The 22761-nt window shown below is 45.1% G+C and carries 23 protein-coding genes; 8 read left to right on the top strand and 15 right to left on the bottom strand.

The window, feature by feature from the left end; genetic code table 11:
• A partial coding sequence (locus RT269_RS24960) for an LUD domain-containing protein (RefSeq protein WP_313186709.1) occupies positions 1–229 on the top strand: 229 nt, incomplete at its 5' end.
• A gap of 61 nt (positions 230–290) precedes the next feature.
• Here RT269_RS24960 and RT269_RS24955 read toward each other — a convergent pair.
• Entirely contained in the window at positions 291–1715 is a 1425-nt protein-coding gene (locus RT269_RS24955) for a response regulator transcription factor (protein WP_313186707.1), read from the bottom strand.
• The gene (locus tag RT269_RS24950; protein ID WP_313186705.1) at positions 1712–3472 is read right to left on the bottom strand and encodes a sensor histidine kinase; all 1761 of its coding nucleotides are present in this window, start codon (positions 3470–3472) and stop codon (positions 1712–1714) included. Before RT269_RS24950 ends, RT269_RS24955 begins: the two co-directional genes overlap by 4 nt.
• A gap of 187 nt (positions 3473–3659) precedes the next feature.
• On the opposite strand from RT269_RS24950, the gene RT269_RS24945 reads away from it, so the two are divergent.
• The 4 genes from RT269_RS24945 (at position 3660) to RT269_RS24930 (ending at position 8963) form a co-directional block, all read left to right on the top strand.
• Entirely contained in the window at positions 3660–4982 is a 1323-nt protein-coding gene (locus RT269_RS24945; protein ID WP_313186704.1) for an ABC transporter substrate-binding protein, read from the top strand.
• A gap of 2 nt (positions 4983–4984) precedes the next feature.
• A complete protein-coding gene (locus RT269_RS24940; protein WP_313186702.1) occupies positions 4985–5857 on the top strand; it encodes a carbohydrate ABC transporter permease in 873 nt (290 codons plus the stop codon).
• Positions 5857–6678 (top strand): carbohydrate ABC transporter permease, encoded by an 822-nt coding sequence (locus RT269_RS24935; RefSeq protein ID WP_038283528.1) that lies wholly within the window; start codon positions 5857–5859, stop codon positions 6676–6678. The genes RT269_RS24940 and RT269_RS24935 overlap by 1 nt, the downstream gene beginning before the upstream one ends.
• Before the next feature lie 95 nt (positions 6679–6773).
• The gene (locus tag RT269_RS24930; protein WP_313186700.1) at positions 6774–8963 is read left to right on the top strand and encodes an alpha-galactosidase; all 2190 of its coding nucleotides are present in this window, start codon (positions 6774–6776) and stop codon (positions 8961–8963) included.
• Between the two features lie 157 nt (positions 8964–9120).
• Here RT269_RS24930 and RT269_RS24925 read toward each other — a convergent pair whose 3' ends face one another.
• From RT269_RS24925 to RT269_RS24870, 12 genes are all read right to left on the bottom strand, one after another.
• Positions 9121–9906 carry a hypothetical protein gene (locus RT269_RS24925; protein WP_313186698.1) on the bottom strand — a complete coding sequence of 262 codons (786 nt, stop codon included), beginning with the start codon at positions 9904–9906 and terminating at the stop codon, positions 9121–9123.
• Positions 9899–10516, bottom strand: a complete 618-nt coding sequence (locus RT269_RS24920) for an RNA polymerase sigma factor (protein ID WP_313186696.1) — start codon at positions 10514–10516, stop codon at positions 9899–9901. The genes RT269_RS24925 and RT269_RS24920 overlap by 8 nt, the downstream gene beginning before the upstream one ends.
• A 154-nt stretch (positions 10517–10670) precedes the next feature.
• Positions 10671–11291: a V-type ATP synthase subunit D gene (locus RT269_RS24915; protein WP_313186694.1), complete on the bottom strand. Its 621-nt coding sequence runs from the start codon at positions 11289–11291 to the stop codon at positions 10671–10673.
• A gap of 11 nt (positions 11292–11302) precedes the next feature.
• Positions 11303–12706 carry a V-type ATP synthase subunit B gene (locus RT269_RS24910; protein ID WP_313186692.1) on the bottom strand — a complete coding sequence of 468 codons (1404 nt, stop codon included), beginning with the start codon at positions 12704–12706 and terminating at the stop codon, positions 11303–11305.
• Between the two features lie 14 nt (positions 12707–12720).
• Positions 12721–14487 (bottom strand): V-type ATP synthase subunit A, encoded by a 1767-nt coding sequence (locus tag RT269_RS24905; protein WP_313186690.1) that lies wholly within the window; start codon positions 14485–14487, stop codon positions 12721–12723.
• On the bottom strand, positions 14480–15082 hold the full coding sequence (locus RT269_RS24900; protein WP_313186688.1) for a V-type ATP synthase subunit E: 603 nt from the start codon (positions 15080–15082) through the stop codon (positions 14480–14482). The genes RT269_RS24905 and RT269_RS24900 overlap by 8 nt, the downstream gene beginning before the upstream one ends.
• A 16-nt stretch (positions 15083–15098) precedes the next feature.
• On the bottom strand, positions 15099–15407 hold the full coding sequence (locus RT269_RS24895; protein WP_313186686.1) for a V-type ATP synthase subunit F: 309 nt from the start codon (positions 15405–15407) through the stop codon (positions 15099–15101).
• Between the two features lie 3 nt (positions 15408–15410).
• A complete protein-coding gene (locus tag RT269_RS24890) occupies positions 15411–15842 on the bottom strand; it encodes an ATP synthase subunit C (RefSeq protein WP_313186684.1) in 432 nt (143 codons plus the stop codon).
• A gap of 21 nt (positions 15843–15863) precedes the next feature.
• Complete coding sequence (locus RT269_RS24885) at positions 15864–17792, bottom strand: V-type ATP synthase subunit I (RefSeq protein WP_313186682.1); 1929 nt, start codon at positions 17790–17792, stop codon at positions 15864–15866.
• A gap of 16 nt (positions 17793–17808) precedes the next feature.
• Positions 17809–18855 carry a V0D/AC39 family V-type ATPase subunit gene (locus RT269_RS24880; RefSeq protein WP_313186680.1) on the bottom strand — a complete coding sequence of 349 codons (1047 nt, stop codon included), beginning with the start codon at positions 18853–18855 and terminating at the stop codon, positions 17809–17811.
• Positions 18856–18859: 4 nt separating this feature from the next.
• Complete coding sequence (locus RT269_RS24875; RefSeq protein ID WP_313186679.1) at positions 18860–19171, bottom strand: ATPase; 312 nt, start codon at positions 19169–19171, stop codon at positions 18860–18862.
• Between the two features lie 232 nt (positions 19172–19403).
• Entirely contained in the window at positions 19404–20531 is a 1128-nt protein-coding gene (locus RT269_RS24870) for an SH3 domain-containing protein (protein ID WP_313186677.1), read from the bottom strand.
• Between the two features lie 252 nt (positions 20532–20783).
• On the opposite strand from RT269_RS24870, the gene RT269_RS24865 reads away from it, so the two are divergent.
• The gene (locus RT269_RS24865) at positions 20784–21005 is read left to right on the top strand and encodes a hypothetical protein (protein ID WP_313186675.1); all 222 of its coding nucleotides are present in this window, start codon (positions 20784–20786) and stop codon (positions 21003–21005) included.
• A 134-nt stretch (positions 21006–21139) separates the two neighbouring features.
• Here RT269_RS24865 and RT269_RS24860 read toward each other — a convergent pair whose 3' ends face one another.
• On the bottom strand, positions 21140–21424 hold the full coding sequence (locus RT269_RS24860) for a hypothetical protein (protein WP_313186673.1): 285 nt from the start codon (positions 21422–21424) through the stop codon (positions 21140–21142).
• Between the two features lie 430 nt (positions 21425–21854).
• On the opposite strand from RT269_RS24860, the gene RT269_RS24855 reads away from it, so the two are divergent.
• Complete coding sequence (locus RT269_RS24855) at positions 21855–22094, top strand: hypothetical protein (protein ID WP_313186672.1); 240 nt, start codon at positions 21855–21857, stop codon at positions 22092–22094.
• Entirely contained in the window at positions 22078–22494 is a 417-nt protein-coding gene (locus RT269_RS24850) for a putative ABC transporter permease (protein WP_313186711.1), read from the top strand. Before RT269_RS24855 ends, RT269_RS24850 begins: the two co-directional genes overlap by 17 nt.
• The last annotated feature ends 267 nt before the right edge of the window (positions 22495–22761 follow it).

Here is a 22761-nt window from a genome sequence, read left to right as displayed (position 1 = left end):
GACGAACAAGATAACGGAAGCTGTGGAGGCAGCCGTAAAAAGAACCAGGCAGATCGCGGCTCCCCTGGATGCAAAGCGGCTTAACAAATCTACTCCCTGTACCACCCTTGGCCGCTGCATTGACTGCGGACACCGGGAGAGGATCTGTAATGACTTTGTTTTGATTACAGGCCAATTTATAAAAGACAGGATTAAAGTGATCCTTATTAATGAGGAACTGGGCTATTAAACAGCCCGGTTCCTTTATTATTTATTCCGCCGTTTTTACGAAGCGTGCAGATCTTTTTTTCTTACAGAGGGGTAGGTTTCCCTTCGCTTAACAAATGGCCTTTCATATATTCGGAAGGTGAGATCCCCGTACTTTTTAAGAAAACCTTGGTAAAATACCTGGTGCTGAAATATCCCACCCGCTCAGCAGTGTCCCGGACCGTTGCAGTATGTCCTCCTGACATGAGTTCCATTGCTTTTTTCATGCGGACGCCGGTTAAATGGTCAACGAATTTTTCTCCGGTTTTCATCTTATAGATTTTGCTTAAGTAATTGGGGGAAATATCAATCATATCTGCAATGGTATTGATTCCGATCTGGTCCATATAATGTTCCTCAATATAAGCGTTGATCTTATCTATTAGATCAATGCTCTGGTTCTGGGAGGTCATCTGCTTTAAAAATTCCACAAGCTGGTGAATGGAGAGAATGCTGGCGGTTGTTCCGGATTCCATTGTGAGAATGCGGTTTAAGGAATCATCACAAAGCTCAAAGATCTTTTTTTCATGGGGAAATAGGGTAAGTGCATGAAGAAGATTTTGAAAGCCCATGACATCATCTGCCTGATTGGCCATCAAAAGCTTTTCCAGTAAATCAGAAAAAGGAAGAAGCTGGGAGAACGTCAGCCGTTCTTTTTCTGATATAACCGATCCAAGGTGAACGCAAAGGCGCAGGCTTTCCTCCCTTTGAACAGACTCAAACTGTGCAAACAGCTCTGAGAGATTACCGGCAGAAACATGGAATCCGGTTGCTACACATCCGCTGGTCTGATGAAACTGGACCAGTATCCCTTGAAACTCTTCGGGAGGGATCACGGTACTGGTAAGATAGCAGATTTCACCTGTAGGCAGAAAGGTGAGTGTATACCGTGCGCCGTAACGGGAGGAGATGGAAGAGAGCATGGCATTTAATTCATCTAAATCATTTTTAAAGGTCTCCTTATGATAATGATCAACATAAAAAAGAACTGCCGTGTAAGGGGGAAGAACATATTTGGGACTCTGTAAAAAACGGATGGAGGTATGGAGGTCAAGAATCTTTTCAAACTCCAGCTCATAATCCTTTTTCAGCAAAAGCTCCCGTTCTCCAAACAGGGAAACTGCTTTTTCCATGGTAGCTCTGACTTCCTCCCGGCTGGCCGGCTTTAAGAGATAGTCCAGGGCGCCTAGTTTTAAAGCTTCCCGGGCATAGGAAAATTCCGCGTATCCGGTCAGCATGACCACCGGAATCTTTCGCATATGAAACTGGGAAAATGCCTGCAGGCCGGTAAGCATCGGCATGTGGATATCCAGGAAGATCAGGTCCGGAATATCCTGTTCCAGTTGTTTTAACAGTTTTTCTCCGTTTTCCACTTCAAAAAACTGGTGCATATTAGGGTAAAGTTCCTCAATCATACTCTTTAATCCAAGCCGGATCAGGCGTTCATCATCAGCTAAAAGAATTTTCATGCAGAAGTTCCTCCTTCCAGGGGTATCTTAATTGTCATGGAGGTAATATCTCCGGTCAGTTTTATTTCAAAGGAAGCATGGGGGTGAAAGATTTTTATACGGTTCTCCACGTTTCTTATGCCAACCTTTCCATCAGAGTAAACTTCTTGAATGTCAATGGGTATTCCATTGTTTTTTACCTTCAGGATCAGGGTATCGCCCTCAATTGATGCGGATATGGAGATGATGATGGAAATGCCGTCGCCTTCCATACCGTGCTTAAGGGCATTCTCCACTAGAGGCTGGATGAGAAGTCTTGGAATGGAGATATTCTTTGCCTCTTCCTCCATGGAGCTTAGAAAGGTCAGGCGCTCATCATAGCGTATTTTAAGGAGATTGCAGTATTGGATGCAGAATTCAAACTCTTCCTGTACCGTAGTCAGCTTTGCATTGCTGCAGGTATATCGGAATATTCTGGTCAGCTGGATAATGCTGTCCTCCAGCTCTTTTTTCATCCCGATCCGGTTCATGGACAGGAAGCAGTTTAAGGTATTGTAAAGAAAGTGAGGGTTAACCTGGCTTTGAAGGGCACGGTATTCTGCCTCCTGCCGGTCAATCTCATATTTATAGGACTGGTCAATGTATAGCTGCAGCTTTTGGATCATCTCGTTTAGATTTTCCGCAATCAGGGACAATTCTTCCGTGTTAAAGGAGTCGTTCTGCAACAGGTCTGAGTCAGGAACGGAAGCCTCCAAGTCTCCCTTTGCCACCTTTTTCATGGTAGTTAAGATGGAATTTAAAGCAAGGGCAGTCTTCTTTGAATTGGAACGGAAAATTGAGAATGCAGCCAGAATGGAGGAAAGGCTTAAAACAGCAGCCAGGCTCCAGACAATAGATACTTCCTTAAAAATATCCTTTTGGGAGGATACAAATATAAGCTGCCATGGCATTCCCGAAATATCACTTTTATACAGGCGGTAAGTATCTGAGTCCGTACGGATGATACTTTCCGCAGAAGAAAGCCGTTTTAGGACACCTTCCTCCACCTTTCCTACCTGGTAGACTGGGGTTCCATCCTGGCCCGCGATGACAAAGCCTGAATTTTCACTTAAGGTTACGCTGCTGAAAATATCCTTGATGATTTTGTCGGAGGCATCGATCCGGATGACGCCCAGCTTCCGTTTGGTATACACGTTACGGACCGTATGAAGGGCAGAGATGACCGTTGTCTCAGAACGGATATATGGGGGAGCCTCTGAAACCATGAAGTGATATGGATCGGTTGTATTTAAAACATCCTGATACCAGGATTCCCGCTGGTAAGGGTAGTCTGTGGTGTTAATGAGGTCGCTGGTTTTTGTTGCAGTAACGATGATGTGGTTGTCCGGGTTTACAGGCATGAAAGAAACGGCCAGGATATCCTCCCTGGCGGTGTTTAATATGCGCTGTATGGAAGTGGTATAGTTTTGCCGGTGAAGCTCGATCCGGTAGTCCAAAGAACCGTTTTTTGTGTATTTCCCATTCTCAACGGCTGCAAAAAAGTTTAGAATATCATCGTAAATATAAGGAGTCAGAGCCAGCCTTTTTAAGTCAGACACATAGGTGCTTAAATTGGTAGAAATGGAGTAAAGTGAGGTTGAAAAGTATTTTTCATTGTCCCTGTAAATTCTTTTTTGGAAGTAAAAGGCAAGTATAGTGGCCATGATAATTATGGGTAAAACAATACTTACGAGAAACAGGGCCAAAAACCGGTTTTGAAAGCTTTGGCGTTTTTTCATATGGGGTCACCTCCTGGGCCTATATTGTATACATATTATATACATTTTTCAATCCCCAAGAAGGAAAATGATAGAAAAGAGCCTGAAAGTGTAGATTTGGGTATCTTACGGAACCCAGAGGACTGTGATAGACTAAAGATACAAAATAGCCGGCTAAAAACTAATATAAATGTAAGGGAGAATTATTATGAAGAAGTTAGCACTTGCCTCACTGGCAGGTCTCATTGCGATCAGCGTAACAGGCTGTTCCAAGGCACCTCAGGAACCTGTGGAAACGACCACAGCGACAGAAACGGTAAAAGAGACAGAAACCAAGGGAAATGCAGTACCCTCAACAGGTGTTACCATTGAATTTTTATATAACTTAAACGGCGAGTCAGTCAGCGATGCCATTCAGGACGTCTGCAAACAGTTTACAGAAGAAACCGGAATCGGCGTGGAAGCAGTCATGCCAGGCAGCAATTTTTCCGACATTATGAAGACCAGAATGGCTTCAAATCAGCTTCCGGATGCGTGGACAACCCATGGCTGGGCAGTTGCAAGATATGCGGAATATTTATCTCCATTAAATGATTTTGAGTTTGCTTCTCATATATCCCCAAGTATTAAGGAACAGATCACAGATGGGGAAGGAAACTTATATACTCTTCCAATTGACATGGATTTAACCGGAATGATCTATAACGAAAATGTGCTGGAAGAAGCCGGTGTGAATGTAGATGACATCAAAACCTGGGCTGATTTTGAGGCAGCCTGCGAGAAGATCAAGGCAGCAGGGCTTACCCCTGTCCAGCTTGGCGGGAAAGACAGCTACACCATGGGAAATATGATGGATTTCGTGGCTCCTACCCTGATTACAAACGAAGATGAGGCCAATCAGGCAGCCCTTTTAGACGGCAGCTTTGACTGGAGCAAATGGAATACGGTTGCAAATCAGATTGATTCCTGGAGACAGAAGGGATATTTCAATACCGATGCAGTTACAGCAGATTTCATGACAGGTATTAAGGCTCTTGCAGCCGATAAGGCAGCTTTCATGTTTACCGCAGCCAGCGGAATCACTGAAACCTACGTTCAGAACCAGGATACAAAAATGGGCTTTATGCCTCTTCCTGCAAGAGAAGAAGGGTTGAAACAGTCCCTGATGACAGGGGAGCACTTTGCGGTGGGCATGTCAAAGACCACAAAGCATCCGGAGGAAGTAAAACAGTTTATGGAATTCCTTGCCCGTGAAGACATCAGCTCTTACCTTGCAACCAAATGCGGTATGCCTTCCGGACTTGACAATGTGGTAAGTGATACGGGCAGACTGGCCCCTTACTATGATAAATATGCAAATGACAGTTCCATTTTAAATATTCCTTATTTTGACAGAAAATATCTGCCAAGCGGTATGTGGAACGACCTTTGCGTAACAGGAGCAGCCATTGTTTCAGGACAGGCAGATTCCCTTACTGTAGCAGTGGATCAGATGAAGACAAGCTATGAGGAAAAGAAAGCACAGGAGTAAACATGAAGATTCAGAAAAAATCAGTAATCAATCTGTTTTATATTCCGGCAGTGATATTGTTTCTTGCATTTGTGATATATCCGTTTATCCAGGGGATCCGGCTGTCTTTTACCAACTGGAATGGGTATTCCCAGACGATGAAATTCGTTGGAATTAAGAATTACACCAGATTGTTTCAGGATGCAAATGTAAAGACAGCACTGGTCAATACCCTTATTTACGGTGTTATGAGTACCGTGATCCAGAACATCTTAGGCCTTGGCTACGCGTTATTTTTAAATACAAAGTTTAAGGGACGTTCCATTGTCAGAACGATTATCTACATGCCGGTTATGATTGCTCCGCTGATTATGGGTTACATCATGTATTTCTTCTTTCAGTATGACGGAGGCGCGGTCAATGATATTTTGACCGCCCTCCATATGGAGCCGGTGGATTTACTGGTCCATTCAGGGACCGCTATCCGGATCATTGTTTTGGTAAACTCCCTTCAGTTTGTAGGCGTTGCCATGGTCATCTATCTGGCAGGGCTCCAGAATGTACCGACCATGTATTATGAAGCAGCCATGATTGACGGAGCCACCTTTTGGGAGCGGTTTAAGCACATTACCATACCGCTGCTGATGCCGGCCATTTCCTCCTCTACCATCTTAAACCTGATCGGAGGATTAAAGCTTTTTGATCTGGTTATGGCGCTTACAAGCGGCGGTCCGGGATTCAGCACCCATTCCCTGTCCACTCTGGTTACAAACCAGTATTTTTCAGCCCAGTCCGCAGGATATGCTTCTGCAATCGGAATTTTCTCATTCCTGCTGATTATGATCATCAGCAATGTGGTCATGGGGTATTTTGACAAAAAGGAGGTGGATGTGTAATGAAAGGATCAAGGGTTTCCAATGCCTGGAAGTATGTCCTGGCTCTCATCATCATCGCAGTCCACTTTGTTCCCATTTATATGGTGGTTGCCATTGCATTCAAATCCCCTTATGATCATTCCTCCAGGTGGGCCTTTCCGGGATACCTTTACTTAAAAAATATTTACACCGCGCTGGAGCGGGGAGGAATGCTTCTGGCCCTTAAAAATACTGTGATCATAAGCGGTATGTCAATTCTGTTTATTGTGGTCATCGGAGCTATGGCGGCTTATCCCCTCGCGAGAAATAAGAGCAGGCTTAATAACCTGGTAAAAGGGTTCATTATGGGAGTCATGATGATTCCCCCCTTAAGCATTCTGGTTCCCTTATATTCCTTTATGGCTAAAATTCAGGGAATCAATTCTTACTGGGGCATGATCGTGACTTTGATCACCTTCCAGCTTCCCACCAGCATCTTTTTGTTTTCAAGCTTTATAACCAGTATACCGGTTGCCCTTGAGGAAGCAGCGGCAATTGACGGCTGCGGACCGTTCCAGACATTTTTCAGGATCATTATGCCTCAGCTAAAGCCGGTAACAGCTTCTGTTATCATCATCACCGGTGTGAACTGCTGGAATAATTACCAGTTTGCCTTATACTTACTCCAGTCCCCCAGGATTAAGACCATCACACTGGCCATTGCAGGCTTCTTTTCCGCAGACTCGGCCAATGTCAATGGAGCGGCGGCAGCGGCCTTTATTGGAATCCTTCCCATGGTTGCGGTATTCCTGTTTTTACAGAAATACTTTATCCAGGGCATGGTGGACAGCGCGATCAAGTAATTGGATATTAACTAAATAGGGTTCAGATAAGAAAAGCGGGAATCGGATGAGACTTCCGCTTTCTTTTTAAAATTTTTGAAAGATTGAGGTTCATTATGAGTGTACAATATATTGAGGACAAAAAGGTGTTCTTATTAAATACGAAGAATACAAGCTACCAGTTCCGGGTGGCGGAATATGGATTTTTAGAGCATTTGTACTATGGAAAGAAAATATCCGATGCAGCGGATTATCTTCCGGTGAGAATCCGCCATGGGTTTGAAGCCAATCCCTATGAGTCGGAAAAGGACAGGACCATCTGCCTGGATGTGCTGGAACAGGAATATCCGGGGTTTGGAGTTTCGGACTTCCGGGTTTCTGCAGTCAGCGTGATTAACGGGGATGGCTCCAACTGCATTGATTTAAGGTATGTATCACATAAGGTATCAGACGGAAAATACCGCTTACATGAAATGCCATCTTTACGGGATAATGGCGGCACTTGGCAGACTCTGGAGGTTCTGATGAGGGATCCGTATACCCAGGTGGAGGTGACTCTTGTTTACGGTGTTCTGGAAGAGTATGACATCATCACCAGATGCGCCAGGATTCAGAATGCAGGAGAAAAGACCGTGTTTGCCAATACAGCTCATTCCACCTGTATTTCTTTCCCCACGGATCAGATGGATATGATCAGCTTCTACGGAAGCTGGGGCCATGAGCGGTGTGCGGAGAGAACTTCCGTGAGACACGGGAAGATCACAGTGGACAGCGCCAGAGGTATCTCCAGCCATTATCAGAACCCTTCGGCCATCCTCTGCAGCCCTGACGCAACAGAGGATGGGGGAGATTGCTACGGAGTTGCCCTGGTTTACAGCGGAAACTTTGCAATCACCACAGAGGTCAACGATTTTAAACAGACAAGACTGGTGGCAGGCATCAACCCGGAAACTTTTTACTGGGAGCTATCAAAGGGCAGTGTATTTGAAACGCCGGAAGCAGTCATGACCTATAGTTCCCAGGGCCTGTCCAAAATGAGCCACAATTTCCACCGGACAGTGAAGCATCATCTGATTCCCCGCCAGTTTGTCAATGAGAGGTGTCCGGTTCTCATCAACAACTGGGAGGCGACCATGATTGATTTTGACGAGGAAATGCTGGTGAACATTGCTGGAAAAGCAAAGGAACTGGGAGTTGAAATGTTTGTTATGGATGACGGCTGGTTTGGAAGAAGGACCGATGAATACAGGGGACTTGGAGACTGGCAGTGCAACTTAAGTAAGCTGCCAAGCGGAATACCTGGATTTTCTGCAAGAATTCACAATATGGGGTTAAAGTTCGGTATTTGGATCGAACCGGAAATGGTCAATGAGGATTCCAGGCTTTATGAAGAGCATCCTGACTGGTGTATCAAGATTCCGGGAAGAAAACCAACCCGCCAGAGATATCAGTTGATCCTGGATTTTGGCAGGGATGAAGTGGTGGAGGCTATCTTTCAACAGCTTTATGAGGAATTTAAGGATGCACAGATTGATTACATCAAGTGGGATATGAACCGGAGTATGACGGACCGTTTCTCTGGGGCTCTTCCGGTCCACAGGCAGGGAGAGGTTTGCCACAGGTATGTGCTGGGACTTTATAAGCTGATGGATAAGATGACAAAGGCTTTTCCGAACGTGCGGTTTGAAGGCTGCAGCGGGGGCGGAGGAAGGTTTGATATGGGAGTTCTTTACTACATGCCCCAGATCTGGTGCTCCGATGATACAGATGCGGTAGAAAGGATTCATATTCAGTACGGAACTTCCATGATCTATCCGCCTTTTGCCATGGGATCCCATGTCTCGGAGTGTCCCAACCAGCAGACGGGAAGAACGGTTTCCATTGATACAAGAGCGGCTCTTGCCTATTTTGGAACCTTTGGGTATGAGCTGGATTTAAATGAAATAACAGAGGAAGAACAGGAAGCGGTCCGCAGGCAGGTAAAATACTATCAGGAACACGGACTTGTGTCCGCCCATGGAGACTATTACCGGCTGACCAACCCGGAAAAAGAGCGGGAGTATGGAGCGTTTATGTCGGTCTCTCAAGATAAAAAAGAGGCGGTCGTAGGATATGTGCAGAGGGTTTCCGGAGCGAATAAGGGAATCATTTATTTAAAGCTGCGGGGGCTTGAAGAGCAGACGGTGTATGAAATTCCGGAGCTTGGCATAAAGCTTTCCGGGGCAGCGCTGATGTACGCGGGACTGCCTATGCCGGTGATCAAGGCGGACAATGAAGCCAAGGTGTTCACCCTGATGGCGCGGTGAGGGAATTGTTTGGACGGTATTGAAGTTTTTTAAAGGGATAAGGAAAGAAAGGATCTGAGACTGGGAACAACACAGTTGTGTTTCCGTCTCAGATCCTTATGGTTTCTAAGTGCTGCCATTGGACCGGATTTATTCACCTTATCAAACTGGTACCGGCTTACTTTACGTCTATAACTTCCTTCGCCATACCAATTAGATCATCACAGCTCAAATCATCAAAGGAACTGAGCGAATATTCCATACCATTTTCACTCCAGTTTACATAACGATATACCTTACGTTCTTCTTCCCTGGTTCCGTAGCTGATCATCAGCTTGCCTTCTTCCTCCAGCTTCGAATCTTCTTCTGATGGTTTTGCATCTGGTGGTAAAAACAGATAGTTATCTTCATGAGCTTCTAAAGTGATATCCTGGTAAACCTCCTGTTTTACCACCGTAGAGGATCCCTGAGGAATCATATCCTGATGTTCATGAATGTCAAGTCCCACACGATTGTTTTCCCCATAGCCGGCATAGAGTACCGGGTAGGTAATCAATGGATTCTGGTTCTCATCCCTTCCTTCAACCATAGTAATAGAGCCTTCGCTAAAGGAGATACCATTTGAAAAGGAATCCACAAACTTTGGAGTGGTCCCCATCTTGCGTTCAGCTAATTGAATCAGCTCAGCTTTTGAATGGACCATTTCGTCCAGGGAAGTAGAACTGAATAAGCCTGTAATTTTACCGCCTGCGATTGCCGTAACAGTTCCCATTACCGTTATTGTACACATTGCGGCCAAAACTGCCACCATTCTCTTTTTACTAAATTTCATAATTCCGCTCCTCATTTCTATTTTTTTATGAACTTCACTAAGGCAACGATTCTCTGCCTGTGCATCCGGCTTTATCTGATCCAGCTCGGACTTAATGATTTGTTTTAATTTATCATCCCCAAAGTTATCCATGGCAAAAACCCCTTTCCATTTCTGTTTTTTCAGTACCGTCAGTCTTCAATAAATCCTTCAGCAGTTTTCTTGCTTTATGCAGACGGGATTTTACCGTCCCTTCCATAGCTCCTGTAATATGGGCGATTTCTCTGGTGCTCAATTCATTATAATAATACAGAAGAATCACGGTACGGTATTTTATATCCAGATTGCTGAGTGCTGCCTGGATTTCTTTTGCTGTTTCTGCCTCTAAAACAGATTCCAGTGGTTCGTCCGCTTTCTTGTCTTCCCGGATATGCTCCGCACTCCTTTTTTCCTCTTCGTTTTCTAAAATACCTTCATAGGAGATCTCAGCTCTTCCTTTTTTCTTTCGTTCCAGCCGCCAGGCCGTCCGGACCAAAATCTGGTACAGCCACGGTTCAAAGCGTTCCGTTTGTTTCAGTTTTGACTTGTAAAGATAGCATTTAACAAATGTCTCCTGTAAAATGTCCTCACTGTCACTTCGGTTACCAGTAATAAAATACGCCATACGGTATAGCTTTCCGGAATAGGAACGGTATAGTTCGTCAAATGCTGCTTCGCTGCCATTTATCATGCTTTCTACCAAAGCCCCTTTTTCTTCCATCATAACCTGTTTCCTTTCCTTTTTTAGATGCATCTGATAATAAGAGTCACCAAAGTACCATTCGGTTCATTTTTTACAGTTTTTATTTTTAAAATATAAAAAGACCGGAGATGGGAAACCAACCGCTGTTGTTCCCATCTCCGATCCTTAAGGGCCGCTAAATTCCATTCTTATTTCTCTTAATCACCTTAAGCCTGGTAAACTCTTCCCTGTCCTTTTCTTCCAGTGAATTGGTAATATTCCTGGTCAGTGTCTCATACCTGGGAATCGTAATATTCTTTAAGGCGTTGGCCCGTTTCTGGGTCCTTTTAATGCTGTTTGCCAGACGGTAGGCAGAATTTTCAACCATGGAGAGCTTTACCGTCAGCTTTTTAACCTTTTCAAACTGGTAACGGGCCTCATCTAAGGATTCCCTGGTGTTGTAATAGGCATAAGTCAGGTTTAAAGGCATTTCATCATGCTTGACCAGGGGAATTTCTGTTCCCATGATGCTCCTGGTTTTGATTTGAACCGAATTGTCCACAGGGACTGCCATGGCAATATCCTGCACATAGTTGATCCCCAGCTCTATGTTGGCCTTTTGCAGGGACTTGTAAGCGGAAGTGAAGGTGACATCAATTTCCGACTGAATGCCTTTTGCTTCATCGATCAGACTCATCAGTTCCTTGATGAGGATGTTCCGTTTTTTATCCATCAGTTCATAGCCCTGTCTGGCTAAAACCAGGGAGCTTTTCGCAAGGATTAAATTCCCCTTGGTGGGAAATGTATTGGGATTCATGAATATCCCTCCTATTCTTCCGATCTGTCAAGGGTGGTTGGCTTGTAATACTGGTCTAATACCTTGGTGTCGATACGGTCCAGCTCGGCCCTTGGAAGAAGCCCTAAAAGCTCCCAGCCGATGCTCAGGGTTTCGATGATATTCCGGTTGGCATGATTTCCCTGCCCGACAAACCGGTCTTCAAATTCCTTGCCGAAGACCAGATACATTTTATCAATAGGGGATAGCTCATCTTCTCCGATGACCGATGCTAAAGCTCTGGCGTCTCCTACCTTGGCATAACAGGAGAATAGCTGGTTTGCCAGGCCCTGATGGTCAGCTCTTGTAAAGCCTTCACCAATTCCGTCCTTCATCAGACGGCTTAAGGAAGGAAGGACGTTAATAGGCGGATAAACGGACTGGCCGAACAAACTGCGGTCCAGAACGATCTGCCCTTCCGTAATATATCCCGTAAGGTCTGGGATGGGATGGGTGATGTCGTCGTTTGGCATGGTCAGTATGGGAATCTGGGTCACGGAGCCATGCCGTCCCTTTACGATGCCGGCCCGTTCATAAAGGGATGCCAGCTCGCTGTATAAATAGCCGGGATAGCCTTTTCTGGAAGGAATCTCCCCCTTTGAGGAGGAAACCTCACGGAGAGCCTCCGCATAGGCTGTCATATCCGTCAAAATAACAAGTATGTGCATTCCCTTTTCAAAAGCCAGGTATTCTGCCAGTGTAAGCGCCACCTTTGGTGTGATCAGACGTTCCACTACAGGGTCGTTAGCCAGGTTGATGAACATGGCCACATGGTCGGAAACGCCGCTTTCCTCAAAGGTACGGCGGAAGAAGTCGGCAACATCGTATTTCACACCCATGGCAGCAAATACCACTGCAAATTTTTCGCTGGAAAGGGCGTCATCTCCCAGGGAGGCCTGCTGTACGATCTGGGCGGCCAGTTCGTCATGAGGGAGGCCGTTTCCGGAGAAGATGGGGAGCTTTTGGCCCCGGATCAGAGTCATCAGCCCGTCGATGGCTGAGATTCCCGTACGGATATAATCTCTTGGGTATTCTCTGGTAACAGGATTTAAGGGTTTTCCGTTAATGTCCAGCCAGATATCGGAATTGATGTCTCCAAGCCCGTCAATAGGCTCTCCGATACCATTAAAGGTGCGTCCCAGCATGTCTTCGGACACAGCAAGCTCCATAGGATGTCCGGTGAGGCGGGTGTGAACATTTCTTAAGGCAAGCCCATCGGTTCCTTCAAACACCTGGATGATCGCCTTATCCTCGTAAACCTCAATGATACGTCCCAGCTTCTTTGTCTTTTTTTCTACGGTCATTTCCACGATTTCGTCGAAAGCAGCATTCTGGACGCCTTCTAAAACAACTAATGGACCGTTGATTGCACTAAGTCCTAAATATTCGATTGCCATAGCCTGCCTCCTCCCTATGCATTGCGTTCGATGACGGAATCATAGAAGGCATCTACCTGCTTTTTGTAGTCATCAAACATATCAAGTCTGTCATTAGGTACATCATATTTAATAGAAATGATCTTATCAAAGATCGGATCCTCTTTTAATACTGACATAGGCATTCCCATGGAAACAAGGGAACGGGATTTCTTGTATAAATAAAGGATTAGATCCATCATTTTAAACTGTTTTTCCATTGGGACACAGGTATCGTCCTTATGAAATGCGTTCTGCTGTAAAAATCCGATCCTGATCACTTTTGAGATTTCCAGTATGAGCTTCTGGTCATCGGGAAGCATGTCTCCGCCGATCAGCTTTACGATCTCCATCAGGCTGCTTTCCTGGGTCAGCAGGAAGACCAGACGGTTTCTGTAGTCCACGAATTTCTTATCCACGTTTTCCACGTACCAGGGTGCCAGATCAGTCAGATATTCAGAATAACTGCTGAGCCAGTGAATGGCCGGGAAATGGCGTTCGTTTGCCAGGTTTCGGTCCAGGCCCCAGAAGCAGCGGACAAAACGCTTGGTGTTCTGGGTCACCGGCTCGGAGAAGTCGCCTCCCTGAGGGGATACGGCACCAATGATGGTGACTGAGCCTTCGGTTCCGTTCATGTTCTGAATCATCCCGGCCCTTTCATAGAAAGCGGATAAACGGGAGGCCAGATAAGCTGGGAAACCTTCCTCCGCGGGCATCTCTTCCAGACGCCCGGACAACTCTCTTAAGGCCTCGGCCCACCTGGAGGTGGAGTCCGCCATGATCGCCACATGATATCCCATATCCCGGTAGTATTCCGCCAGGGTAAGGCCGGAGTAGAGGCTGGCTTCACGGGCGGCTACGGGCATGTTTGAAGTATTGGCAATCAGTGTGGTCCGGTCCATCAGAGGATTTCCGGAACGGGGGTCAACGAGCTCAGAGAACTCCTCAAGCACCTGGGTCATCTCGTTGCCACGTTCCCCGCAGCCAATATAAATGATAATATCTGCATCAGACCATTTGGCGATCTGGTGCTGGGTCATGGTTTTTCCTGTACCAAAACCGCCGGGGATACAAGCGGTACCTCCCTTAGCAAGAGGAAAGAGGGTATCAATGATCCTCTGTCCGGTGATAAGAGGCTTTCCGGCCGGGTATCTCTTTAATATGGGCCTTGGCACGCGGATGGGCCACTTCTGGGTCATGGTAATTTTCTTTTCGGACCCGTCCAAAAGCTGTAGGGTCAGCAGGGGATCGGATATGGTATAGGAACCATCTTCCACCACGTCAAGGACATAGCCTTCCAAATCAGGGGGTATCATAACCTTATGGACGATGGCCGGGGTTTCAGGAACCTCGGCAATGATGGTGCCTGGTAAGAGATGATCTCCCTTTTTTACTGTTATATGGGTTTTCCAGAGCTTCCCGCCGTCAAGGGAATCCACATGAATTCCCCGGTCAATATATGCCCCTCCGGTCTTTGCGATCTCGCTTAAAGGGCGCTCAATTCCGTCAAAGATGTTATTTAAAATGCCTGGGGCCAGTGTGACGGATACGGGGAAGCCGGAGGAAGTGACAGTCCCTCCCGGCTTTAAGCCGCTGGTCTCCTCATATACCTGGACAATGGTGCGGCGGTCTGTAAGGCCGATGACCTCACCGACTAAGTGGTCTTCGCCCACATAGACCATTTCATTCATTCGGAATCCGGAATCACCCTTTAAATAAATGACAGGGCCGTTAATGCCGGAAATGGTGCCTGTATTAGTCATTAGCCGTACCTCCCATCAGATCCTTTACATCAAAGCGGAAGTCGCGTTTTGCCTCCGCCAGCTTGGTTTGAAATGAATTGTCGATTAAAATATGCCTGGAAGGGATAACAGCCCGGGTTCCTCCCAGAAAGGAGTATTCGCTCACCTGGATGTCAGAGCCGCCTGAAATTGCCAGTTCATTGATCTTCTCTTCATCTGCAGGATCGATGTAAATGGTGATGAATTCCTTTCCTGCCAGGGCCTTGGCTTCCCTTATCTGTTTTTCCAAAAGCTTTGTATATTCGGGAGACTCCATAAATGTGGCCAGTTTATCCCGAAGCTCCGAAAATAGCTTATCTTTCAGCTCATCCTGCTTCTTTCCAAAAACCCGTTTCATGCCGATCTGTTCCAGGGAAAGCTTTTTGTTGATTTCCCGTTCGATCCGTTCGCTTTCCAAAGCTACCTGATGTGCAGCCCTTCGCTTTGCATCTTCCTGATGCTCTAAAAAGGTCTGCTCCAAGGCAGCTGTATATTCATCAAGCATCTTTGCACTGCGGGTTCTGGCATCTTCCATGCAAAATCCCAGGAAATGCTGTAATTTTTCCTCAGTCGTCAAGATGACCACCTCTTTCTTATAGTTTTAATCCGATGGCTTCATTAACATAATCTGTGATAAAGTTCGGCTTGCGGCCGGTACCATGGCGGTCAGGGATTTCTATGATCAATGGAAGCTTGCGGTTTAACTTCACATCATTGATGATGTCCGGAAACTCTTTTCCGAACTTTTCCGTCAGGAGAACGATCCCGATCTCCTTATCGGCCAGGACTTTATCCAGTTCACGTTTCAGTTCAGCCTTTTCATGAACGACAGCGCCCTCAACTCCGGCTAATCTCATGCCGGTCCAGGTGTCCACGTTGTCGCTGATCAAATACATTTTCATGGATTAGAGTTTACCTAAGATCATGAAAGAGATGATCAAGCCATACAGACACACGCCTTCGGCAAGCCCTACGAAGATCAGTGATTTACCAAGTATGGAACCATCCTCGCTGATGGCACCGAGAGCGGCGCTGGCAGCAGCGGAAACGGCAATACCGCCGCCGATGCAGGCAAGACCTGTGGAAAGGGCAGCTGCTAGATAACCCATTCCGGCAATGCTTCCAGTGCTGGCTGCGGCGCTTTCCGCAGCGGCAGCCTGGCCATTAAACATCAATGCACTGGATACGATTAAGGTACCAAAAAATAAAAGGGTGTTGATACCAAGGGCGGTTTTATAGCGGCCCTTTGTTTTTGCGCCCATGGCAAAAGCTCCGAAGGGCAGGGCGATACTTAAGGTTAATGCAATTGCTAATGTAATTTTTACTAAGGTTGACATAATATTACCTCCGTTTTGGTTTTATATTTTCTTACCGTATGGTTTAAATGCACGGCCGGTTCCGCGATAGAAACGGCTGAATAATTCGTAATATTCCAGACGCAGAACCTGGATTCCAACGATCAGGCCTTCCATGCCGCAGACGAATAAGTTGCCAAGAATAACAACCAGCCAGTTAGGGTTTCCTGCTTCCGCACCGGACAGCATAAGGACCACTTCCATCATGGCCGCGTGGCTGACAGCAAAGGCCCCTACACGGACAAAGGAAAGGGTGTTGGAAAAATAGCTTAAAAGCACTTCAAACAGTTCAAAGAAACCCTGAACCACAAACATGCCCTTTTCCTTTGGCATGATCTGCGCTTTCTTTTCCACCAGGTTGGTGAGAGGTTCCTTAAAGAACATGACGATCAGCGGGATGCCAAACATAATAACAAGGAGAATGGCAGCAGGAATGGGATTATCTGTCATGTAAAGGACGATGGTGAGCACAAGGCTTGCATAGAAGACAAGTCCTGCCGCACCGTTTGTATCAAACAGGGTCTTTTCCGGGTCATGAAAGCGGATGCTGTTTATGATGTTAAGGACCATGGTCAACAAAATAATTCCCATACCAATGGAAACCGCTACGACAAATACGGTATTCAGTCTCCCTATAAAGGGCAGGTTAGTCATGTGCTCCAGAGGACGGAGCCAAACGGCCTGTATGATATCTTCAAATCCAAAAACACTGCCGAACAGGAATCCAAATATGGTTGAAAATATACCGCAGCAGGATATGATCGCCGCCAGGTTTATCTTTTTCAGTTGGTAGAGGAGCAGCCCTCCCAGCAAAAGGCATATTCCCTGTCCTACATCCCCGAACATAAAGCCAAAGAGGAAGGAATAGGTGATGCCGATCAATATGGTGGGATCGATCTCATTATATTCCGGCAGGCCGTACATCTGTATGAACATCTCAAAAGGTTTAAAAAGCCTTGGATTTTGAAGCTTGGTGGGAGGTTTGCTCAAAATTTTGTTATGGTCATCCTCCACGATACAGAAAGTTTTTTCGTCGCTAGATATTTCTTTCTGAAAGGCAGCCGCATCCCGGTTGCTCATCCAGCCGCAAAGGATATAAAAGGTGTTTACTTTCTGTTTGGTACATGCGGCCAATTTTCTCACGTTAAAGTTGGTAGAAAATACCTCAAGCTTATCCAGTGCCGTCAATAACTCCTCCTGCCTGGATTCCAGCAGTTCTGACATCTGCTTTCGTATGCCGTCGATATCAGACTGGAGAACGCTTATCTTATCTTCCAGAAAATGAATGGCATCTAAAGGCGTGCCCTCGTATACGTCAGGTAAAAAGTAACGCTCAAAACGCATGGAGGCATAAATAGCGTCAATCTGGTTAGAGATGCTTTCGGGCACAAAATAAACCAGCCAGACGTATTCGTCATCCTCCCGGCATTTATAGAGGACGGTATCAATGGTATCATATACATAACTCACAAACTTGTTGTAATACTCATGAGAAATACGCCCAAAACGGAATTTAATGTACTTAAAGTGAAGGATGGAGCTTAGCTCATAGTTTAGTCCGGTAAATGGAAGGATTCGTTCCAGGGATTGCCGGAACGAATTTTGTTCGGATATAAGGGCCTCTTCCTTTGCTGTAAGCTCCTTTACCTGGTCCCCGATCTCGGTGACAATTCCGGCTGCCCGCTGGATAGGAATCTTTTTCCGGCTGCTTGGCTGAATACCCGGAGGGAGTAATTCCGCCAGCTCCATGGCACGCTGGTAAGCGTCTTTGTATGGATTTGTTTCAATATAAGGCCTTAAGTCTTTCACCGTTTTTAATTCCGACAGGGCATTTTCCAAATGGATTTCATATTTGGATAAATAAGTGTCGATGACTCGGTCAATATCTTCCTTGGGCCCGGTGATACTTAAGAATTTCATCTTTTCTATCACGAAAAAGCAACCCCCTTTACATTTTTACTACATAGGAGATGATTTCATCCGGGCTTACGCGGTAACGGATGCTCTCTATGAGGGTGATAATCTTTTGAATTTCTTCCTCCTTAAAATAAAGATAGGAATTCAGTGTGGCAATGGAATACGGATTCTGACGGCTGGAGGAACGGTATATTTTATCCAGTACCTCCTGCGTTAAATATTCCAAATTCGGCATGTCTGCGGCGTCCCAATCTGATTTCCTTCCATAAAAGGTAGTTCTTAGTACGGAAAAGAACTCTTCCAGAGTGGCTGTTTCTGCCATCTTCGTAATCTGCTCCCTATTCAAATGGTAATTGATAGGGATGAGAAGGGAATAAATGTCAGCAGGCTGCAGATGATAATATTTTTTGGTACGGTAAATCCATTGGATATTAAGTAAATCCAGCTTGCTGCCAAAGCAGTGCGTAAGAAGCTCTTGTTCCTTTCTGGTAAGATACTTGCCCATGACTTTCCACATGGTCTTAAAATAAAGAAGATCTAAGTGAACCTCATAGTCAAACAAGGTAGGCTGGTCCCTGTCGTCTAAGTGGGACAGCAGGTCATAATAGACCGAGCCTTCCAGGTTGGCGATGAATTCCCGTAAGTCTGCTGAGGATGACAGCTTCATCAAGTCCAGCTTAGAATGCTTCTCAAAAAAGTCCTGGAATACAGATAGATCGATATCCAGCCGATTTCGCCCCATGGAATTGCGGAAACACTTCTTCAGGATATCGATTTCAAAGTGCATAAAATACAGGTCCAGGAACTTACGCTGAGTCAAAGTGGCGAACCGGTAGAGCTTGGCAAAATCCTGGTACAAGGATAAGATCAGCCGCTGTTCGATGGCTCCCCGATGGAGCACGACTCCCTCCAGGTTTGCAAACAGCCCTTCATAGGCCGGAAGACGTCTTAAATATTCCTCGGCATCAGAAACGGTTTCAAGGGCTGCCATTTCGCGGAACTGACTGTCGGTGATCAGATGGCTCTCCATGGCTCTTACTTTGGTTGTAATGCCGCTGTAGGATAGTAGGTCTCCCATTGGATCACTCCTTTATCATAGTATTGAATAGCTTCTCCACATACTGAGTATGATGATCTTCATAACGTTGTTCCATGGCTATAAGGACCTTTTCGGAATCTCGTCGCTGTTTTTCCAGACGGTTGTTCATACTGATTTCCATGCCAGCCTGCAGTTCTTCAATCTTTTTACTGGTTTCTTCTTCCAGCTGTGCATCAAATGCAGCGGTCTGTTCTTCCATATCTTCGGAAAACGCCTTTTTGCGCTCATTGGCATCATTCATAATAGAAGCCGCTGCCGATTCAATCTCGGATATTTTCTCGATTACAGTATCCATACCGAGCCCTCCTTTTTGTAATAATTTCTTTAAAAATATAGTGCTTGATTTATAATGATACTACAATTTAAAAAAAATACCATAGTCTGTAAGTAAAAAACCCCAATATTAATAAAGTTTTAACATAAATATAGATTACGACAATGGGGCTGTAGCTATGCATGAACAATAGAAAAAAGCGAAGATCAGGAAAAAATTTCCCTGGTTTCTTCGCTATTTTTTAACGTTTTCTTTACGGGGTTGCGGCTGTTGTTGCTGTATTTTCCGCGGCAGAGGTAGACTCCTCTGCGCCCGTTCCTGTCTCACTTTCCGATTCGGTCAGGAATTCGGTGGCAACATAAGCCTCTGTTCCTTCAAACATAATAACCGTCCATTTGTCATCATAAGTCTTGACATATTCCACCACCGTACCGGAAGCAAGGCTTCCAAGCTTAGCGCCGTCGGTAGAAGGCTCAGAGCGGACATTAAGCTTGCTTTTGGTGGTATAAATTTTAGGCGCTTCTGTCTCTGGTTCCGTAGGTTCTGCAGAAGTTTCGGCACTTGTCATGGCTTCGGTAGTAACCTCAGCAGTCGTTTCGGCTGTTGTGGGGTCATTTTTTGAGTTCTTTCCTGGGATCAGCTTTACGATGATCAGGACAAGTACAAGAAGAACCAGAAAGATGAGGGCTGGTTTCAGCAGTTCGTAGGGATCAAACCCTTTCTTCTTGGTACGCCTCCTGCTTCTGCTGTGTGACGCGGGTCTCTGACCGTTTCTGGAAACATTCTTCTGAGCCGGCCTTTGCCCGGACCTTGCCCCATCCGGTCTTGTCCCCGTGCGCCCAGCGCCGCCTGTATGTTCCTGGGTTCTTAAAGGCGCAGTTCTAGCGCCGCTGCTTCTTTGATTTCCCGTTCCCTGGAATTCAATTCTTGGAGCGTTGCTTCTCGGAGGATTATTCCGGGAAGTTGAGGAGATAGTCCTAACGTCTGCAGGACGTTTATTAATTGGGGTCCCCCCCTGGCTTCCTCTATTATTAGAGCTTGCAAAGGTATTGACTTCCTGAGACAGAAGCTGGAAGGCCTCGTTGGCATCATAGGGACTGTCATCTCCTTCGTGAACTGCCTTGTTTCCCAGTACGCGGATCCTGTGATAGTGGTCTTTGGCGGCCTGAGAAATAAAGCGTCCTTCAAATAGCTGGTCTATGCTGTCCGCCAGATCGCCTTCCACAATCAGAGCCCTTTCTCCAAGATAATTTACCATATATTCCAGGGTTTGCCGGGCTTTGATCATAGCCATGTTATATTGCTTCTGGCTCATGAGCTTTTCCGTTTCCCTTTGACCCTGCTGGATTCTTAGCAAGAAACTGTTGTCTGTAGTTCCCATATATTTCCTCCTTTGCAAAAGCGGTTGTATTCCAATATACAGATATTATACTAGATTAATGCAAATTGTGCACCTGTTATTTTGTCGTTTTTTGATTTGTAAGAGAAAAGTAAAAAACATATTGAGAAACATTATAAATAAAGGAAAATTTGAAATTTAAAATTAGCCGTGATACTATTTTGATACTAAATCCTGCTACTTGCTTGCGGCCTCACTATGGCGGACCCTTTTGAAAAATGAGAGATTCAATAATTGATTGCTTTGCCGGGGGCAGAGGGGGAAATAGAGGAATCAATGGATATTAAAAAGCTTATAGATGGAATTTCAAGAATCAAGATAGGGCTGATAACAGCCACCATTGACGGCGAAAGAATTTTTACGTATCTGGAAGCAGCCCAGGAACTAATAGAAAAGCAACCGTGGATTCCAGTGGCAGAACGGTTACCAGAAGGATATGTATATATTGCTAGGTAACCGTGGCATATCCGGGAACTGTAAGATGTGTTCATGCCGGATACTATCCGTTGGACACTGGATTTAGTTGAAGTAATGTTGTCGCATGGGCTCCAAAAGATGCCCTTAAACCGTATTTAAAACCGTAACACTTCTTAATTGCAATCAAAAATAGTCTTAGCTGCTAGATATTTCCCGAAATCATCCTTCCATTTTTTGTGAATCTCCGATGAATCCCAAACATTAAGAATGTCCGGTTCAAAAACCATTTTTATCATTAAATCATGGCGATTTGCTCTGTCAATACAAGATGAAAACGTCTGAACCTGTTGGATTCCAGGTATCTCTGCTGCATGTGAAAACAGATCATTAATTTGGTTGATTAATTCTTCTTTATTAGAAACAGTATCTATAAACTTTACAATGATATGGTGTGTCATAGTGCCTCCTTATTATATAGTTTTTATTTTATAATAGCACATTTTATAGTTATTGAAAACCAAAGTTTAAAGGAGTAAGCGTATGGGAAAAGGCAGCGAAAAAATAGAGTTTGAAAAGATAACACTGGAGTAAGTATAGGGATTTAATATAATAACTGGTGAATTCAAAGACAGCACTGGAAGAAGGGGTGAAGTATCAGCATGGATGCCATTACCAAGAATACATCAATCATACTGAGATTTAAAGCATAAAAAGAGCACCGCGAATTTTGGGGAAAGCGGCGCCCTAAGAAGAGTTATGTTAATTATAGCTTAAAAAGGCAGATAAGTAAAGAATATTTTCCTAGAGGAGTGATAGGTTTATTCCTGGACTGGTGAGCTGCTAACACCTAACCCGTTTGACAGCCGTTTCATTGCCGGCGACGACAATATGGGGAAGGACGGAAAGAATAGGATTAACACGGAACAGCCGAATATACCCCATGAAAGCTATCTTGCCAGCTATGTGACTGCTCTGGATCTCCGCCTGCAGGGAATCATATCCCTGATAATCGAAAAAGCCATGTTTCATACTTCATACCATGTCACTTACGGGAATAGCTTAAAAACATATCTGGCACAGATTGCTGCTATGGTGAGGAAAGGGGGAAATGATGAATCAGGCGTTTAAATATGTATTTCTCTGGTTGGTAGGAGGGTTTATTTACATAGGTATGGAGTTGGCATTTCGTGGCCGCTCTCATTGGACCATGTTTCTTTTGGGTGGAGTTTGTTTCGTGTGCCTGGGCTTGATTAATGAATTGATACCGTGGGAAATGCCCCTCTTTAAGCAGATGCTTATAGGTATGATTATAATTACATATTTTGAGTTATTAACCGGCTGTATAGTAAATATATGGCTCGGTTGGGGGATCTGGGATTACAGCCATATGCCTGGAAATATTCTGGGGCAGATATGCCCACTATTTACTTTCTTTTGGTTCTGGATCAGCGGGGCAGGAATCGTATTGGATGACTGGCTGCGTTACTGGCTGTTTGGAGAGGAACGGCCACATTATAGATTAATATAAGAAAGAGTGAGGAAAATGAAAGTGAAATATATAATTATGGTCATTGACTTTCTTTCCGGATCAGTTCCCTTACAACTACTCAAGCGGAGAGATAGACCGTATCAAGTATATCGTGATCCATTATGTTGGAACACTGGGGGCGCTGCAGTATCCGGGGGTGTCGGAATAGGGTTCCAAAGGAATTTGTAAGATATTATTAATAGTATACTCTTAAGTTGGAACATATAATTATACTGGCAGGTACAAACTGCTGGCAATCGTGTATAG

It is taken from the genome of Lacrimispora sp., from assembly GCF_032078915.1.
Taxonomy (GTDB): domain Bacteria; phylum Bacillota; class Clostridia; order Lachnospirales; family Lachnospiraceae; genus Lacrimispora.
The sequence above is the reverse complement of the archived record's forward strand: the minus strand, read 5'-3'. Positions and strand labels throughout refer to the sequence as shown.

Excerpts from the sequence above, each read along its gene's own strand:
- RT269_RS24925 (WP_313186698.1), bottom strand. The coding sequence starts at position 9,906 with ATGGATAACTTTGGGGATGATAAATTAAAACAAATCATTAAGTCCGAG.
- RT269_RS24905 (WP_313186690.1), bottom strand. The coding sequence starts at position 14,487 with ATGACTAATACAGGCACCATTTCCGGCATTAACGGCCCTGTCATTTAT.
- RT269_RS24920 (WP_313186696.1), bottom strand. The coding sequence starts at position 10,516 with ATGATGGAAGAAAAAGGGGCTTTGGTAGAAAGCATGATAAATGGCAGC.
- RT269_RS24860 (WP_313186673.1), bottom strand. The coding sequence starts at position 21,424 with ATGACACACCATATCATTGTAAAGTTTATAGATACTGTTTCTAATAAA.
- RT269_RS24950 (WP_313186705.1), bottom strand. The coding sequence starts at position 3,472 with ATGAAAAAACGCCAAAGCTTTCAAAACCGGTTTTTGGCCCTGTTTCTC.
- RT269_RS24955 (WP_313186707.1), bottom strand. The coding sequence starts at position 1,715 with ATGAAAATTCTTTTAGCTGATGATGAACGCCTGATCCGGCTTGGATTA.
- RT269_RS24855 (WP_313186672.1), top strand. The coding sequence starts at position 21,855 with ATGGGGAAGGACGGAAAGAATAGGATTAACACGGAACAGCCGAATATA.
- RT269_RS24940 (WP_313186702.1), top strand. The coding sequence starts at position 4,985 with ATGAAGATTCAGAAAAAATCAGTAATCAATCTGTTTTATATTCCGGCA.
- RT269_RS24890 (WP_313186684.1), bottom strand. The coding sequence starts at position 15,842 with ATGTCAACCTTAGTAAAAATTACATTAGCAATTGCATTAACCTTAAGT.
- RT269_RS24880 (WP_313186680.1), bottom strand. The coding sequence starts at position 18,855 with ATGGGAGACCTACTATCCTACAGCGGCATTACAACCAAAGTAAGAGCC.
- RT269_RS24930 (WP_313186700.1), top strand. The coding sequence starts at position 6,774 with ATGAGTGTACAATATATTGAGGACAAAAAGGTGTTCTTATTAAATACG.
- RT269_RS24875 (WP_313186679.1), bottom strand. The coding sequence starts at position 19,171 with ATGGATACTGTAATCGAGAAAATATCCGAGATTGAATCGGCAGCGGCT.
- RT269_RS24935 (WP_038283528.1), top strand. The coding sequence starts at position 5,857 with ATGAAAGGATCAAGGGTTTCCAATGCCTGGAAGTATGTCCTGGCTCTC.
- RT269_RS24915 (WP_313186694.1), bottom strand. The coding sequence starts at position 11,291 with ATGAATCCCAATACATTTCCCACCAAGGGGAATTTAATCCTTGCGAAA.
- RT269_RS24870 (WP_313186677.1), bottom strand. The coding sequence starts at position 20,531 with ATGGGAACTACAGACAACAGTTTCTTGCTAAGAATCCAGCAGGGTCAA.
- RT269_RS24895 (WP_313186686.1), bottom strand. The coding sequence starts at position 15,407 with ATGAAAATGTATTTGATCAGCGACAACGTGGACACCTGGACCGGCATG.
- RT269_RS24945 (WP_313186704.1), top strand. The coding sequence starts at position 3,660 with ATGAAGAAGTTAGCACTTGCCTCACTGGCAGGTCTCATTGCGATCAGC.
- RT269_RS24850 (WP_313186711.1), top strand. The coding sequence starts at position 22,078 with ATGAATCAGGCGTTTAAATATGTATTTCTCTGGTTGGTAGGAGGGTTT.
- RT269_RS24910 (WP_313186692.1), bottom strand. The coding sequence starts at position 12,706 with ATGGCAATCGAATATTTAGGACTTAGTGCAATCAACGGTCCATTAGTT.